Origin of the sequence: Pseudoxanthomonas sp. OG2, assembly GCF_014192765.1 — a bacterium.
GTDB lineage: Bacteria > Pseudomonadota > Gammaproteobacteria > Xanthomonadales > Xanthomonadaceae > Pseudoxanthomonas_A > Pseudoxanthomonas_A beigongshangi.
The window spans coordinates 2,271,409-2,284,758 of the sequence record NZ_JACHYM010000001.1; the positions used below are offsets into that span (position 1 = coordinate 2,271,409).

At 66.8% G+C, this 13,350-nt stretch carries 13 protein-coding genes; 2 read left to right on the forward strand and 11 right to left on the reverse strand.

The annotated features are described in order from the left end of the window. Positions 1–433: 433 nt before the first annotated feature. Positions 434–1,213 carry a rhomboid family intramembrane serine protease gene (locus FHW78_RS10435; protein WP_183639911.1) on the reverse strand — a complete coding sequence of 260 codons (780 nt, stop codon included), beginning with the start codon at positions 1,211–1,213 and terminating at the stop codon, positions 434–436. 93 nt (positions 1,214–1,306) lie between these two features. After that, positions 1,307–2,266, reverse strand: a complete 960-nt coding sequence (locus FHW78_RS10440) for a TerC family protein (protein ID WP_183639913.1) — start codon at positions 2,264–2,266, stop codon at positions 1,307–1,309. A 249-nt stretch (positions 2,267–2,515) separates the two neighbouring features. Here FHW78_RS10440 and FHW78_RS10445 point away from each other — a divergent pair, with 249 nt between their 5' ends. Next, positions 2,516–3,685: a class I SAM-dependent rRNA methyltransferase gene (locus FHW78_RS10445; protein ID WP_183639915.1), complete on the forward strand. Its 1,170-nt coding sequence runs from the start codon at positions 2,516–2,518 to the stop codon at positions 3,683–3,685. Between the two features lie 348 nt (positions 3,686–4,033). On the opposite strand, the gene fabV is transcribed toward FHW78_RS10445, so the two are convergent. From fabV to leuE, 4 genes are all read right to left on the reverse strand, one after another. After that, positions 4,034–5,251: an enoyl-ACP reductase FabV gene (fabV, locus tag FHW78_RS10450; RefSeq protein ID WP_183639917.1), complete on the reverse strand. Its 1,218-nt coding sequence runs from the start codon at positions 5,249–5,251 to the stop codon at positions 4,034–4,036. A gap of 170 nt (positions 5,252–5,421) precedes the next feature. Beyond that, the gene (locus FHW78_RS10455) at positions 5,422–6,843 is read right to left on the reverse strand and encodes an amino acid permease (RefSeq protein ID WP_183639919.1); all 1,422 of its coding nucleotides are present in this window, start codon (positions 6,841–6,843) and stop codon (positions 5,422–5,424) included. A gap of 372 nt (positions 6,844–7,215) precedes the next feature. Next, positions 7,216–7,569, reverse strand: a complete 354-nt coding sequence (locus FHW78_RS10460; RefSeq protein ID WP_183639921.1) for a DUF488 domain-containing protein — start codon at positions 7,567–7,569, stop codon at positions 7,216–7,218. 8 nt (positions 7,570–7,577) lie between these two features. Then, positions 7,578–8,213, reverse strand: coding sequence for a leucine efflux protein LeuE (gene leuE, locus FHW78_RS10465; RefSeq protein ID WP_255443185.1), 636 nt, complete (start codon positions 8,211–8,213; stop codon positions 7,578–7,580). A 167-nt stretch (positions 8,214–8,380) separates the two neighbouring features. On the opposite strand from leuE, the gene rmuC reads away from it, so the two are divergent. Continuing rightward, positions 8,381–9,676 (forward strand): DNA recombination protein RmuC, encoded by a 1,296-nt coding sequence (rmuC, locus tag FHW78_RS10470; RefSeq protein ID WP_328805083.1) that lies wholly within the window; start codon positions 8,381–8,383, stop codon positions 9,674–9,676. A 197-nt stretch (positions 9,677–9,873) separates the two neighbouring features. Here the strand turns inward: rmuC and FHW78_RS10475 are convergent, their stop codons facing one another. Genes FHW78_RS10475 through FHW78_RS10495 form a run of 5 tightly spaced genes read right to left on the reverse strand, consistent with a single transcriptional unit; the run spans position 9,874 to position 13,184 of the window. After that, positions 9,874–10,911 carry a VacJ family lipoprotein gene (locus FHW78_RS10475; RefSeq protein WP_183639925.1) on the reverse strand — a complete coding sequence of 346 codons (1,038 nt, stop codon included), beginning with the start codon at positions 10,909–10,911 and terminating at the stop codon, positions 9,874–9,876. 31 nt (positions 10,912–10,942) lie between these two features. Beyond that, positions 10,943–11,251, reverse strand: coding sequence for an STAS domain-containing protein (locus FHW78_RS10480; RefSeq protein WP_183639927.1), 309 nt, complete (start codon positions 11,249–11,251; stop codon positions 10,943–10,945). Further along, on the reverse strand, positions 11,226–11,885 hold the full coding sequence (locus FHW78_RS10485) for an ABC transporter substrate-binding protein (protein ID WP_183639928.1): 660 nt from the start codon (positions 11,883–11,885) through the stop codon (positions 11,226–11,228). The genes FHW78_RS10480 and FHW78_RS10485 overlap by 26 nt, the downstream gene beginning before the upstream one ends. A gap of 8 nt (positions 11,886–11,893) precedes the next feature. Continuing rightward, on the reverse strand, positions 11,894–12,427 hold the full coding sequence (gene mlaD / locus FHW78_RS10490; RefSeq protein WP_183639930.1) for an outer membrane lipid asymmetry maintenance protein MlaD: 534 nt from the start codon (positions 12,425–12,427) through the stop codon (positions 11,894–11,896). A gap of 4 nt (positions 12,428–12,431) precedes the next feature. Then, positions 12,432–13,184: an MlaE family lipid ABC transporter permease subunit gene (locus FHW78_RS10495; protein WP_183639932.1), complete on the reverse strand. Its 753-nt coding sequence runs from the start codon at positions 13,182–13,184 to the stop codon at positions 12,432–12,434. Positions 13,185–13,350: the final 166 nt, after the last annotated feature.

Genomic DNA, 13,350 nt, shown 5'->3' on the forward strand with positions numbered 1-13,350 from the left:
TCACTATACGATTACTTTCATATTGAGGAAGCGACGCGAATCGCGATGGCGATGAATGTCCGGGCGGCGTCGTTACTTCGCAAGGGAAGGTCATGCGATGACTGTCATGCGCCCCCGGATGTCCGTTCGGATGACGGCAGGACATGGGGTTGGACTGCGGCCTGGATATGGACGGCGTTTCGCCATTCCATCGAAAGGCTGTCGCGACTTACGTCGCTCCTACAGAAAGCGGTGCCACGAATCCATCCTTGTAGGAGCGACGTAAGTCGCGACAATCCCGTCTCGTCCGAGGAGTCAAAAGCTCGCGACTCACGTCGCTCCCACAAGGAACAATGCCGAGAATCCCATCATGTGGGAGCGACGTCAGTCGCGATTCCCGACCCGCTCGAACAACAAACCGATCGCAGTGGAATCGCCCCAACAGGCAAACGACCTACTGCCCCGGCGGCTCTCGCGGCGGAAAGCGCAGGACCACCCCGCGCACGCCGTCGTCCTGCGGGCGCACCCACAGCACCGGCACCTCGCGCGGCGCCGGGGGTTCCAGTTCGTCGTCGATTGGCGCGATCGATTCTTCCTCGTCCTCCCAGCTGTAGCGCTTGCGCGGCAGTGGCGGGTCCAGCCGGCGGAACAGGATCGCAGCGATGAAGCCGCCGACGGCGCCGCCCATGTGCGCCTGCCAGGACACGCCGGGTTCCTGCGGCAAAATGCTCAGCACCATGCCGCCGTAGAACAGGAACGCGATCATGCCGGCCGCGATCGCGGCGCGGTCCCGGCGCAGCATGCCGAGCATGAAGATCATGAACATCAGGCCATGGGTCAGGCCGCTGGCGCCGAGGTGATGCGAACCCGGATCGCCCAGCAGCCACGGCCCCAGTCCCGCGCCCAGCCACACCAGCGGCACGGCGCAGGCGGTCGCACGCGGATACACCGCGCCGGCAAGGGTGCCGAGCATCAGCAGGGCGGTGGCGTTGGCGGCGATGTGCTCGACCGAACCGTGCAGCAGCGGTGCGGTCAGGATGCCGATGAGGCCCTGCACCTGCAGCGGCGCGATGGCGAACGGCGCCCAGTTGAAACTCGACTGCGCCGAGAACACCACCGCCAGCAGCAGCACGAAGGCCAGGCTGAGGTTCAGCGCCCACAGCAGGCGCCGGCGGTCATGCCGGCGCTGGGTGTCCGGATCGAAGGCCGGATGATCGGGATGATGCAGGTCCATGGAAATCTGCATGGCGCCCGGCCCCCGCGTTTGCAAGGGCCGGCGGCCGGGGACAGACCATCCCGTGGACGGGATGGCCGTCCCGGCGGCCGGTCAGGCGTGCGTGCCCGGCTTGGCCGGACGCGCCAGGCTGAGGGCGATGGTCACGCCCAGGATCGCGGCCACGCCAGCCAGCGACCACAGCACCGGGATCTTGAACACGTCGATCAGCAGCATCTTGGTGCCGATGAAGGCCAGCACCACCGCCAGGCCGTAGGGCAGCAGGTGGAAGCGATCGGCCATGCCGGCGAGCAGGAAGAACATCGCGCGCAGGCCCAGTACCGCGAACACGTTGGAGGTCAGCACGATGAACGGATCGGCGGTGATCGCGAAGATCGCCGGGATGCTGTCCACCGCGAAGATCACGTCGGTGACGCCAATCAGCACCAGCACCACGAACAGCGGGGTGTACCAGCGCTTGCCGTCGCGGACGACGCTCAGTGCCTCGCCGTGGTACTCGGGCGAAAGCGGCAGGTGCCCGCGCATCCAGCGCAGCACTGGGTTGCGCTCCAGATCCGGCTCCTTGCCGGCGGCGAACCACATCTTCACGCCGGTCAGCAGCAGGAACGCGCCGAACACGTACAGCAGCCAGTGGAAATGGGCCAACAGCGCGGCGCCGGCGAAGATCAGGATGCTGCGCAGGACGATCGCGCCGAGGATGCCGATCACCAGCACGCGCTGGCGCTGCTCCTCTGGTACCGCGAAGTAGCTCATCAGCATCAGGAACACGAAGATGTTGTCGACCGCCAGCGATTTCTCCACCAGGTAACCGGTGAGGAATTCCAGGCCGACCTTGTTGGCCATCGCCACGCCGGCGGTTTCATTGACGTACCACCACAGGCCGGCGTTGAACAGCAGCGCTAGGCCGATCCAGCCCAGGCTCCAGTACAGCGCCTCCTTGAAGGTCACCCGGTGCGCGCCGCCATGGCGCATTAGCACCAGATCGACCAGCAGCGCGATCACCACCACGCCGGCGAAGCCGGCCCACAACCATGGATTGCCTATCGTTTGCATCGAAAGTCCCGTCGGAAAGAGTCAAGTCCAGGCCGCAGGGCGACAGGCATGCACGGGATCGGGGGGACTCCGGGGCAGATCTTCGCCGTTGCGGCGAAGGTCTCGCTCACAGCCAGGTCTCTGGCTGCCGTGGGACCGGAGCGTGAACGCTCGAAATGACGGCCGGCACGTTGGGAGCTACTCCCCTTCTGGCGGCGATTTTCAGGGCAAGGGGCCGGGCCGGTCAACGGGAAATGTAAAATGGCGTTCATGAACAGCCCGCTCCCCGTCGTACGCCTCAAGAACGCCTGGCGCTCCAGCCACCCGTGGATTTTCCAGAAACTGGTGGAGAAGCCCGTCCAGAAGCCCAAGCCGGGCAGCATCGTCGACGTGGTCGGGGTGGACGGCGAGTGGATCGGCCGGGGCTTCTACAACGGCCATTCGCGCATCGCCGTGCGCATCCTGGAGACCCATCCGGAGGTTCCGATCGACGCCGGCTGGTTCTCGCGCAAGGTCGCCGAGGCGGTGTCGCTGCGGCGTGACGTGCTCAAGCTGGACGCGACCACCGACGCCTGGCGGGTGGTCCACGCCGAGGGCGACGGCCTGTCGGGCCTGGTGGTGGATCGTTACGGCGACCTGCTGGTGGTCGAGTTCTTCAGCGCCGGCATGTTCCGCCACCGCGAGTGGATCTACGAGGCCCTGCAGGAACAGTTCCCCGGCGCGCGCTTCTACAGCTTCGCCGAGGAGCACATCCAGAAGCAGGAGAGCTTCGACTTCCGCGGCAGCGATCCGGTGCCGCCGGCCGTCATCAGCGAGTACGGGGTGAAGTTCCGCGCCGATCCGGCCGGGGCGCACAAGACCGGCTTCTTCGCCGACCAGCGCGAGAACCGCGAATGGCTGTCGCACCAGTGCGGCGGCAAGCGGGTGCTGGACCTGTGCTGCAACACCGGCGGTTTCGCCGTCTACGCGGCCGCGCGCGGCGCCAGCGAAGTGGTCGGCGTGGACATCGACCAGGATGTGATCGAGATCGCCAAGGGCAACGCGCGCTTGAACGACGTGCGGCCGAAGTTCGTGCAGGCCGACATCTTCCCGTACCTGCGCGATGCGGCGAACCGGGGCGATCAGTACGACGTGGTGATCCTGGATCCGGCCAAGATGACCCGCGATCGCGAACAGGTCATCGCGGCGCTGAAGAAATACCTGGACATGAACAAGCTGGCACTGGGCGTGGTCAAGCCGGGCGGCCTGTTCGCGACCTTTTCCTGCACCGGCCTGGTCAGCGAGGAACAGTTCCTCGACATGCTGCGCCGCGCGGCCTACTTCTCCGGTCGCACCATCCAGATCCTCAAGGTGTCCGGCGCCGGTGCCGACCATCCCTTCATGGCGCACGTGCAGGAATCGCGCTACCTGAAGGCGGTATTCTGCCGGGTGGTGGATTGAGCGGTCGGCGGGGGACCTTGCAAAAGCAAATCCCCCTCATTCCCCCTTTTTCAAAGGGGGAGGTCAAAGCGGGCTCCGGACGATAGAGTTTCTCTTAGCCCCCTTGACCAGCCATTCGGCTGGTGAGAAGCGCCTGCTCTTGGCGCGAAAGCAAATCCCCTCAATCCCCCTTTTGCAAAGGGGGAAGAAGAAGAGGGTTCCTGACGACAAGGCTTTCACTTAGCCCCCTTTGAAAAAGGGGGCGGGCGCCGGAGGCGACGGGGGATTTGCTCTTCGCGCAAACAGTGAGTCCCCCTCATTCCCCCTTCTCCGAAGGGGGAGGCAGAAGCAAGAAAGCTACCTGATCCCTCAGCCTTCCGGCGACAATTCGATGCAGTCGAACTTCACGTCCGGATCCACGTCGGCGTCATAGTCCACGTCATCGCGCTCGAAGCCGAACAGCTTCAGGAATTCGTGCTTGTAGTTGGCGTAGTCGGTCAGCGCGAACAGGTTCTCGCTGGTGATCTGCGGCCACAGCGCCTTGGCCTTGGCCTGCACTTCCGGACGCAGTTCCCAGTCGTCCAGGCGCAGACGGTTTTCGTCGTCGGTCTGCGCCGGCTGGCCGTCCGCGCGGTACATGCGATCGCGGAACAGGCGGTCGAGCTGCTCGATGGTGCCTTCGTGCAGGCCCAGTTCCTTCATCACCTTGAACACGATGCTGATGTACAGCGGCATCACCGGAATCGCCGAGCTGGCCTGGGTCACCACCGACTTCAGCACCGCGACATTGGCACCGCCGCCGGTCGCTTCCAGGCGCTTGTCCAGGCGGTGCGCGGTCTGGTCCAGATCGACCTTGGCCCGGCCCAGCGCGCCATGCCAGTAGATCGGCCAGGTGATGTCGGTGCCGATGTAGCTGAAGGCGACCGTGCGCGCGCCGTCGGCCAGCACGCCGGCCTTGGCCAGCGCGTCGATCCACAGTTCCCAGTCCTGACCGCCCATCACGGTGATCGTGTCCTCGATCTCCTGCTCCGTCGCCGGCTCGATGGTCGCCTGGATGATGGCGTCCTTGTTGGTGTCGATGGCGGTGGAGGTGTAGGCCGCGCCGATCGGCTTGAGCGCCGAGCGCTTCAGCTCGCCGGTCGAGGGCAGCTTGCGCACCGGCGAGGCCAGCGAGTAGATCACCAGGTCGACCTGGCCACCCATTTCGTTCTTGATCAGCTCGATGACCTGGGCGCGGGCTTCGTCGGAGAACGCGTCGCCATTGATGGAACGGCTGTAGAGCCCGGCTTCCTTGGCGAACTTGTCGAACGCGGCGGCGTTGTACCAGCCGGCGGTGCCGGCCTTCTTCTCGCTGCCCGGCTTCTCGAAGAACACGCCCAGGGTGTCCGCGCCGAAACCGAATGCCGCCGAGATGCGCGCCGCCAGCCCGTAGCCACTGGACGCACCAATCACCAATACCTTCTTCGGACCGTCCGTGCGCACGCCCTGCGCGCGCGTGGCGGCGATCTGGTCACGGACGTTGAGCTCGCAACCGAGCGGATGGGTGGTGGTGCAGATGAAGCCGCGGACTTTGGGATGGATGATCAACGTCGGGTACCAGGCGGTGTTTGTCTGCGCGGCATCTTACCCGCCCGCGCCCCGCGGAATGAAGCAGGCCGGTATCGGTGGCATTCCGTTCGCCTGCGTACAGTCGCCATCGCGCATGAAAAAAGCGGGCCGGTGCCCGCTTCTTCCCGGCGTGTTGCCGGCGGCGAGGCTTACGCGTCGCTGCCCTTGGCCAACAGGCTGCTGCGACGGCTGTACAGCAGGTAGACCACCACGCCGATGGCGTTCCAGGCCAGGAACCACAGCTGGGTGGTGCGCGGCAGGCTCCAGAACAGATACAAGCAGCCGCCGATCGCCAGCGGGCCGACCAGCCAGGCGGCCGGCGTGCGGAACACACGCGGACGGTTGGGATCGCGCTTGCGCAGCACCAGCAGGCACACCGCCACCGCGATGAACGCCGCCAGCGTGCCGGCATTGGCCAGCGCAGCGATTTCGTCCAGGCGCGCCACGCCGGCCAGCGCGGCCACCAGGATCGCGGTGAACACGGTGATCGCCACCGGCGTGCCGGTGCGAGGGTTGACCTTGGACAGCCCGCGCGGCAGCAGGCCGTCACGCGACATCACGAAGAAGATGCGGCTCTGGCCGTACAGGAACGCCAGCAGCACGGTCGGCAGGGCGACCACGGCGGCGCCGGCGATGACCTTGGCGGCGGTGCCCTGGCCGAGTTCGCGCAGGATCAGCGCCAGCGGCTCCGGGCTCTGGCCGAACACGGTGTAGCTCATCGCGCCGACCGCGGCGGCGGCGACCACGATGTAGATCAGGGTGCAGCCGATCATCGAGCCGACGATGCCGATCGAAAGATCGCGACCGGGATTCTTGGTTTCTTCCGCGGCGGTGGAGATCGCATCGAAGCCGTAGAAGGCGAAGAAGATGATCGCCGCCGCGGCCATCACCCCGCGCTCGACGCCGTCCGCGCCCATCGACTTGACGAAGCCGTAAGGCATGAAGGGTTCCAGGTGGGCCGCATCGAACTGCGGCAGCGCGATGGCGACGAACACCGCCAGCGCGATCACCTTGACCACCACCAGGATGGCGTTGAGGGTGGCGCTCTCGCGGGTGCCGGCAATCAGCAGGCCGGCCACCACGAAGGTGATCAGCACCGCCGGCAGGTTGATCAGGCCGCCGGCGTGCGGACCGACGGTCAGCATGGTCGGCAAATCAACGCCCATGCCTTTCAGGAAGCCGACCGCGTAACCCGACCAGCCCACCGCGACCGTGCTGACCACCAGCGAGTACTCCAGGATCAGGCTCCAGCCGACCACCCAGGCGATGGATTCTCCCAGCACGGTGTAGCTGTAGGTATAGGCGCTGCCGGCCGCGGGCATCAGCGTCGCCATCTCGGCATAGGCCAGCGCCGCACAGGCGCAGACCACGCCGGCGACCACGAACGACAGCAGCACGGCGGGACCGGCCAGATTCGCGCCCACCCCGATCAGGGTGTAGATGCCGGTCCCGACGATCGCGCCGATGCCCAGCGCCACCAGATGGGGCCAGCTCAGCGTGGGCACCAGCCGGCGGCCCTCCTCGTGCACGGTGACGCGATCGATGGACTTGCGCCGGAGCCAGGTCTGCATGGAGTGTCCTTGAATACGGAAGGGACCCGGCAGGCCGGGTGAGGCTCGACGGCAATATGAGTCGAGGCGCGTGCAGGCTAAAGGCCGGTCGCCCTGCTGGCAATCGGCAGCGCACCACCATGTCCGGGTTTACGGTTGCCGAAGAGCGCTGGATGCTGGCGCGAAAAGCAAGCGCTTCTCAACCGCCGAATGGCGGGTCAATCCCCGTCGCCCGCTGACGCGGCCGCCCGCCCCCTTTTTCAAGCGCCTTTCAACAGCCGCATGGCTGGTCAAGGGGGCATGCAGGGAAGCCCCACGCCGGAAACCAGCTTTTCCTCCCCCTTTGAAAAAGGGGACCGAGGGGGATTTGCTTCTGCACCGGGGCGCCGAACCCTACCGCCCGCGATGCTTCTTCAGATACTCCGCCAGCGCCACGGCCTGGTTGTGCTCGGGGTCGCGCGCGCCGTAGACCAGGGTCACCCGGCCGTGCTTCAAAGCCTCGCGCAGCGGTGCCAATGCTTCGGGCTGGGCGTCCAGTTCGGCGAAGTAACGCTCCCGGAACCCATCCCAGCGCGATGGCTCATGCCCGTACCAGAGACGCAATTCGGCGCTGGGCGCCACCGCCTTCATCCACTCCGCGTCCAGCTTTTCCTTCGACACCCCGCGCGGCCAAAGCCGGTCGACCAGGATCCGCTTGCCGTCCGTCCGCGCGGCGGGTTCGTAGGCACGCTTGATCCGCAGGTCCATGGGTCTCCTCAACCAGTGCCCAGCCGCACGCCAAAGCCGACCAGGAAAACGCCCGCCAGCGATTGCAGCCAGCGTCGCAGGCGCGGCTGCTGGCGCACCCGCTGGCTCATCGCGTGGCCGGCCAGGATCAGCAGCGAGCAGTACAGCAGCGTGATCACCGCGATCAGCGCCGCCATCGTGGCGAAGGTCGCCAGGCCCTGGTGGTGGGCCGGATCGATGAACAGCGGGAAGAACGCCATGTAGAAGATGATGGCCTTCGGATTCAGCAGGGTGACCAGGATGCCCTGGCGGAAATAGCGCCCGGCTTCCATCCGCACCGGACCACCGGCGCCTTCGCCACGCTGCCACAGCAGTTGCACGCCAATCCAGATCAGATAGGCGGCGCCGGCGTACTTCACCAGCCCGAACAGCACCGGATTGGCCTTCAGCAGCGCGGCCACGCCGATCACCGCCAGCCACATCAGGATCTGATCGCCCAGCGCCAGTCCGGCCAGGGTCGCGTAACCGGCGCGCAGGCCGCCTTTGCCGGTGGCCGTCAGCAGCGAAAACGTGCCCGGACCGGGAATGGCGAGGAAGACGACCACGGCCGCCACGAAGGTGCCGAGATCCTGGATGCCCATCCACTGCATGGTGATTCGTTTCAATCAGGGGAACTCGGATTCTGCGCCCGAAAATCCGGCCTGTCATGCGCGTGCGCCGACGGTTTGCCGCGACGTTGGTATCAAGGACTGAGACGCGCCCGGCTACACTGTCCGCCATGGATACCCAGACCCTGCTCGTCCTGCTCCTGATCCTCGCCGCCGCGGCCGTCGTGTTGTTGGTCGTGTTGCTGCTGCGCCGACCCGAGGACCGTCTGGGCGGCGTACTGGAGCGCGCGCTGCGCGACGAACAGCGCGACGGGCGCGGCGAGCTGCGCGAGCAGCTGGAAGGGTTGTCGCGCCAGCAGGAAATCCGCATCGAGGGCTTCGGTCGCAGCCTGGCCGATCTGAGCACCCGCACCGACCAGCGATTGGACGTTCTGCGCGAGGCACTGAACGAGGATGCCCGCAAAGGCCGGCTGGAAGCGGCCGAATCGCAGCAGCGTTTCGCCGACACCCTGGGCCAGCGGCTGGCCGAACTGACCCAGCGCAACGAACTGCGCATCGGCGAGATGCGCACCACCCTGGAAGCGCGACTGAAGGAACTGCAGGCCGACAACACCGCCAAGCTGGAGCAGATGCGGCAGACGGTGGATGAAAAACTGCAGACCACCCTGGAAGCGCGGCTGGGCGCCTCGTTCAAGCTGGTGTCCGAGCGGCTGGAGCAGGTGCAGCGCGGGCTGGGCGAAATGCAGCAGTTGGCCACCGGCGTGGGTGACCTCAAGCGTGTGCTGAACAACGTCAAGGATCGCGGCGGCTGGGGCGAAGTGCAGCTGGAAAACCTGCTCGAACAGGTGCTGACCGGCGAGCAGTTCGCGCGCGGCGTGCGGGTTCGTCCGGACAGCAGCGAAGCGGTCGACTTCGCCATCCGTCTGCCCGGGCGTGGCGAGGATCAGGCGCCGGTGTGGCTGCCGATCGACGCCAAGTTCCCGCGCGAGGATTTCGAGCGCCTGCTGGACGCGCAGGAACGCGGCGACACCGAAGCGATGCGCGGCGCGGGCGCGCAGCTCGAACGCGCGATCAAGGTGCAGGCCAAGTCAATCAACGAAAAGTACGTGGTGCCGCCGCACACCACCGACTTCGCGGTGATGTTCCTGGCCACCGAGGGCCTCTATGCGGAAGCGATCCGCCGGCCCGGCCTGGTCGATACCCTGCAGCGCGAACACCGCATCGTGGTGGCCGGCCCGACCACGCTCGCCGCGCTGCTCAACAGCCTGCAGATGGGTTTCCGCACCCTGGCCATCGAACAGCGCTCCAGCGAGGTCCGTCACCTGCTGGGCGCGGTGAAGACCGAGTTCGGCAAGTTCGCCACCGTGCTGGAGAAGGCCCACAGCCAGCTCGATACCGTGCAGAACAGCATCAAGGCCGCCGGCGTGCGCACCCGCGCCATCGAGCGCCAGCTGCGCAACGTCGAAGCCCTGCCCGGCGAGGACAGCCAGAAGCTGCTCGGCGCCGACGAGGCGGAATAGCCTCGACCCCTGGGCCCATCCCTGTGGGAGCGACGTCAGTCGCGATTGTTCCAACGTTCGGAACCCCCAAACTCGCGACTGACGTCGCTCCCACAGGAAGCCATCCGGAACCGGTTGGAAAAACAAAAAACCGGCGCACTGCGCCGGTTTTCTTTGCGGGAGATCCGCTTCGCGACCAACGTCGGTCGCGGCGGGCCTCAGTCGCCCGGAGTGAGCTGCGGCATCGGCATGGCGTTGGCCGGAACGGTCGGATCCGGATCCTCGTCGTTGAGGTAGTCCGGCAGCGACTGGTCCTGATCCTGCGAGCGGGTGCCCTCGATCTGGTAAGCGCGGCGCTGCATCCACGAATCGCGGACCAGGGTGTAGTCGTCGACCGCGCCTTCGCGCAGGCTGTCCAGCGACAGCAGCTGGGCGCGGGTGTCCACCAGGTTCAGGCCCTGCAGGAAGATGCGAGTCTTGTCGTCCTCGATGTAGCGCACCGGACTGAGCGGAATGTCGCCAGCCAGGCCGAACACGTCGCGCACGGTGCGCGGGCCGAAGAAAGGCAGTTCCACGTAGCGCGACTTCTTCCAGCCCCAGACGCCCAGGGTCTGGCCGAAATCCTCGCTGCGACGGGGCAGCTTCGCGTCGGAAGCCGGATCGAAGATGCCGCCGATGCCCAGCGTGGAGTTCAACAGGAACCGGCCCAGCGCCTGGCCGGCGTACTTGGGGCGGCCCTGCAACAGGTGGTTGATGGCGGCCAGCGGCTGGGTCAGGTTGTCGAAGAAATTGCTCACGCCCAGTCGCATCGGCCGCGGCACCACGTTGGAATAGGCGCGGGCCAGCGGGCGCGCGACCGCGCGATCCACCGCGTTGTTGAAGCGGTGCACCTTGCGGTTGAACTTCTCCCACGGGTCGTACACCGCCGGCGACGACACCGCGGCGGGCAGGGTGGGGTCGGCCACCGCGCCGCCGTAGATGGCGGCGAAGTCGTCTTCGGCACTGGTGGCCGGCGCATCGGCATCGGTGGTCGCGGCGGTGGCCGGCACTTCCACCGGCGGAACCGTGGCGCCGGGATCCGGTGCGATTTCAGTCGAGGACGAAGGCGCGGCTTCGGCGGCGGCCACCGGTGCGCTACCGTCGATCACGGTGGCGCCGGCGGTGGGATCCGGAGCGGAGGCCGTCTTCGGCGCCGACGCGCAGGCCGTGGCCAGCGCGGCGAACAGGAGCACGGTGCAGAGTCGGAAGGTGTTCATCCCGTTTCCTTGGAATCTCGGGGGGAGAGGGTCAGGCCGGGAACTCCAGTCCCGGCGTCAGGCGGTACGCGGCACACAGTTCGGTGAAGCCGGCAGGCTGGCCTTCGATGGCCAGCGTGCCGCCGGATGCGCGTACCTGCGCGGCCAGTTCGGCCAACAATGCCAAGCCGGCGCTATCCACGGTAGTGACATTGGTCAGGACGATGCGTTGCACGCCGGTGGCCTTGGCCAGTTGCGGCCACAGCGCGACCGCCGCGGCGCGATCCAGCGCACCGCGGAACACCAGCGCGTCGCCCTCGCGGGCGACGCCGGCGTCACTTCTTGCCGCTGGCGCTGGCATTGGTCTGCAACTTGCCGGCACGCAGGTCGGCGGCGACCTGGCTGATCGATTTCTGCCGCAGCGGGGTGTCGAACTGGGTCTTGAACGTCTGCACGAACGAGACGCCCTCCACCATCACGTCGAACACCTTCCACTTGCCGCCCGCCTGGCGCAGCAGGTAATCCACCGGAATCGGCTCGCCGTCCGGGCGCAGCATCTCGCTGGCGACCTTCACGCCGCGTCCGCCGGGCAGGGCGGACTCGGACTTCACCCGCACCTTCAGCTGGGTATTGAAGTCGAGCAGCGCCGAACCGTAACGGGTCATCAGGCTGTCGCCGAGCGCGTCGGCGAAAGTCTTGACGTCGGCGTCGCTGGCGCCGCGTCCGTGGATGCCCAGCACCAGCCGGGCCGCGTACTCGCGGTCGAACAGGTTGTTGAACTCGCCGGACACGTACTGGCGCAGGGTGGCCGGGTTGGCCTTGAACTCGGCACGGCGCTTTTCCAGCGTGCCGATGATGCGCGAGCTGTTGGTCAGCACCACCTGGCTGGCCGAACTCGGCGCGGCCTGGGCGGTGGCGGTCTGCGCGCTGGCGAGCACCGGAACGCCTGCAAGCAGCGCGGTGGCCAAGGCGAACGGCAGGAGGGAACGTTTCATGATCGTTTTCATGGCTGGGTTTGTTCTTCCGTCGGTTGTGCGGGCGGAGCGGCTTCTTCGCCGGGGGGGCTGCTGCCGGCGCTGCCGCCGCCGCTGAACATGTATTTGCCGGCCAGCTGCAACAGATCCACGGCCGGTTGGGTGAAGGCGATTTCCTCGCCGGGCTTCAGTACTTCCGGATCGCCGCCGGGCGACAGGCCGACGTAGTTCTCACCCAGCAGGCCGCTGGTGAAGATGCCGGCGGAGGTATCGGCGGGCAGATCCTTGAACTTGGTATCCAGGGACAGGGTGACGATGGACTCGAACTTGACCGGATCCAGCTGAATGTCGGCCACCTGGCCGACCACCACGCCGCCGATCTTGACCGGCGCCTGCTTGCGCAGCTGGCCCAGGTTGGTGAAGCGCGCCTTCAGCTCGTAGCTGCCGCCACCGATGCCGAAGCGCTTGTTGGTGGAGGCGATCGCCAGCACCAGCAGCGAGGCCAGGGCCAGCAGCAGGAAGGCGCCGACGGCGAATTCGAGACGGGGTCCACGGACGGCCATGGCATCAACTCCGGAAAAGCAGGGCGGAAAGGACGAAATTGAACATCAGCACCAGCAGCGAGGCGTTCACCACCGCGCGGGTGGTCGCCACCGAGGTGCCCTCGATGGTCGGTTCGGCGTGGTAGCCCACGTAGGCTGCGACCAGCGCGCTGGTGCCGCCGAACACCGCCGACTTCAGCAGCGCCACGCCGAAGTCGTCCCAGAAATCCACGCTGTTCTGCAACGCGGACCAGAACGTACCGTTGTCCAGGCCCAGCACGTGCACGGCTTCGAAGTAGCTGGCGCTGATCGCCAGGCTGCAGAAGAACCCGGTTAGCAGCGGCACGGTCAGCACCGCCGCCCAGAAGCGCGGCGCGACCGCCTTGGCGACCGGATCGATGGCCATCAGCTCGAGCGCCTTGATCTGATCGGTGGCGCGCATCAGGCCCAGCTCGGCGGCAATCGAACTGCCGGCGCGGCCGATGAACAGCAGCGCGGTCAGCACCGGACCCAGTTCGCGGTACAGCGACAGGCCCAGCAGCGTCGACAGCGCGTCGGAAGCGCCGAACGTGGTCAGGGTGCGATAGCCCTGCAGGGTCAGCACCAGCCCCACGAACGCGCCGCCGACCGCGATGATCGGCAACGAGCGCCCGCCGATCTTGTAGATCTCGCGGGTCAGCTCGGCGAAGAAATCGCGGGTCGGCGCCGAGGCCCGGAACACCGACAGCGAGAACAGCCCCGCGCGGCCAAGCGAACGGGTGGCGGCAATGAACGGCATCAGTGGATCCCTCCCTTAGGCCGCAGTCCCTTCCCCCGCTGGCGGGGGAAGGTGCCCGAAGGGCGGATGGGGGCAAATGCAGGAACCTGGACGAATACGTCTTCATCCCTGCCCCCACCCCAACCCTCCCCCGCGTCGCGGGGGAGGGGGCTATTTATGAGTGCGG

What these genes read in the sequence shown, in the direction of transcription:
- FHW78_RS10480 (WP_183639927.1), bottom strand. Translation starts at nt 11,251, where the DNA reads ATGCCAGCGCCAGCGGCAAGAAGTGACGCCGGCGTCGCCCGCGAGGGC.
- FHW78_RS10495 (WP_183639932.1), bottom strand. Translation starts at nt 13,184, where the DNA reads ATGCCGTTCATTGCCGCCACCCGTTCGCTTGGCCGCGCGGGGCTGTTC.
- FHW78_RS10445 (WP_183639915.1), top strand. Translation starts at nt 2,516, where the DNA reads ATGAACAGCCCGCTCCCCGTCGTACGCCTCAAGAACGCCTGGCGCTCC.
- FHW78_RS10460 (WP_183639921.1), bottom strand. Translation starts at nt 7,569, where the DNA reads ATGGACCTGCGGATCAAGCGTGCCTACGAACCCGCCGCGCGGACGGAC.
- FHW78_RS10440 (WP_183639913.1), bottom strand. Translation starts at nt 2,266, where the DNA reads ATGCAAACGATAGGCAATCCATGGTTGTGGGCCGGCTTCGCCGGCGTG.
- FHW78_RS10475 (WP_183639925.1), bottom strand. Translation starts at nt 10,911, where the DNA reads ATGAACACCTTCCGACTCTGCACCGTGCTCCTGTTCGCCGCGCTGGCC.
- FHW78_RS10485 (WP_183639928.1), bottom strand. Translation starts at nt 11,885, where the DNA reads ATGAAACGTTCCCTCCTGCCGTTCGCCTTGGCCACCGCGCTGCTTGCA.
- FHW78_RS10455 (WP_183639919.1), bottom strand. Translation starts at nt 6,843, where the DNA reads ATGCAGACCTGGCTCCGGCGCAAGTCCATCGATCGCGTCACCGTGCAC.
- FHW78_RS10435 (WP_183639911.1), bottom strand. Translation starts at nt 1,213, where the DNA reads ATGGACCTGCATCATCCCGATCATCCGGCCTTCGATCCGGACACCCAG.
- mlaD (WP_183639930.1), bottom strand. Translation starts at nt 12,427, where the DNA reads ATGGCCGTCCGTGGACCCCGTCTCGAATTCGCCGTCGGCGCCTTCCTG.